The organism is Desulfobulbus rhabdoformis, from assembly GCF_016919065.1.
In the GTDB taxonomy this organism is placed as follows: Bacteria; Desulfobacterota; Desulfobulbia; order Desulfobulbales; family Desulfobulbaceae; genus Desulfobulbus; species Desulfobulbus rhabdoformis.
The window spans coordinates 1-1,406 of sequence record NZ_JAFFQA010000124.1; the positions used below are offsets into that span (position 1 = coordinate 1).

1 protein-coding gene and 1 pseudogene are annotated in these 1,406 nt (G+C 51.6%); both read left to right on the forward strand.

The window, feature by feature from the left end; translation table 11 throughout:
* A partial coding sequence (locus JWJ90_RS22670; protein ID WP_205229490.1) for a Mu transposase domain-containing protein occupies positions 1 to 935 on the forward strand: 935 nt, incomplete at its 5' end.
* An 11-nt stretch (positions 936 to 946) separates the two neighbouring features.
* Positions 947 to 1,279, forward strand: a pseudogene (locus JWJ90_RS22675) (ATP-binding protein); the annotation flags it as partial.
* Positions 1,280 to 1,406 lie beyond the last annotated feature (127 nt).

A 1,406-nucleotide genomic window follows, 5' to 3' on the forward strand; every position in this document is an offset into this window, starting at 1 on the left:
CGGAGGCTGTTGTTCCCGATAATCTCAAAAGCGGTGTCAGTAAATCCTGCCGGTATGAGCCCGACATCAACCCAACCTATCACGACCTGGCACGACATTACCAAACGGTGGTCCTGCCTGCCCGCCCTAGAAAACCGCGTGATAAAGCCAAAGCGGAAGCCGGTGTACTCCTGGTTGAACGGTGGATCTTGGCAAGGTTGCGCAAACACACCTTTTTCAACCTCGCGGATTTAAACCGGGAAATACAACGACTACTCGCTGCCTTGAATGCCAAACCATTCAAAAGACTTCCTGGTACTCGCTCCAGTCGTTTTTGCGAGATTGATCAGCCCGCCCTCAAGCCACTTCCTCTTGCTCCTTACGAGTTGGCCTATTGGAAGAAGGCGACCGTCCACCTTGATTATCACGTGGAAGTGGATGGCCACTATTACTCCGTCCCCTACACCCTGGTAAAAAAGAAACTGGATATTCGCTATACCGCACGCACGGTCGAATGTTTTTACCGAAATCGACGCATAGCCAGCCATCTCCGCAGCACCATTCGCGGTCGCCATACCACCATCAAGGCACACATGCCTCTCAATCACCAAAAATACTCGGAGTGGAATCCTGAACGGTTCAAGCGCTGGGCAGCTAAGACCGGGCCGCAGGCGCTCCTGCTCACTGAAACGTTGTTGGTTCAGCGCCAACATCCCCAGCAGGCCTACCGAAGCCTGCTGGGCATTCTCAGGCTTGGTAAAGCCTATGGCGATGAACGGCTGGAAGCGGCATGTGCACGAGCACTCAAGATCAACGCGCTCTCCTACCGCTCTATCGAGTCTATTCTTAAAAACGGCCTGGATCAGAAAACGCTACTCAATAACGAGAAGAACAACAAACCGGTAGAACATCGCAACATCCGTGGCGCCGATTACTACAACTCAACAGTCCATTAAAGGAGGACCGCATGCTGTTGCATCCAACACTTGAGAAACTCAATACCTTACGCTTCACCGGCATGGCTGCGGCTCTTGACGAGCAAATGCAGATGAACTCCCTTGCTGACATGAGCTTTGAAGAGAGACTCGGCCTGCTGCTTGACCGGGAAATAACAGCCAGAGAAACGCGGAGGCTGCAAACCCGACTCAGAGCGGCCAAACTACGCCAAGATGGCTGCATCGAGGATATCGACTTTCGCCATCCACGCGGGTTGGATAAGTCACTGGTACTCAGGCTGGCCGGTTGTGACTGGATAAGAGAGCGCAACAACCTGATCATTACCGGCCCTACTGGCGTTGGTAATTATGCCAAGTTTTTAGTTATGTAAAGTTGCCAGGATATTTCGTTCAGTCGCAGTGTTGAGAGTTCCAAAAACTTTACATAATATTTTAACCGCAAAGTTCAGAAAGCCAGGACATCAGGCCCTT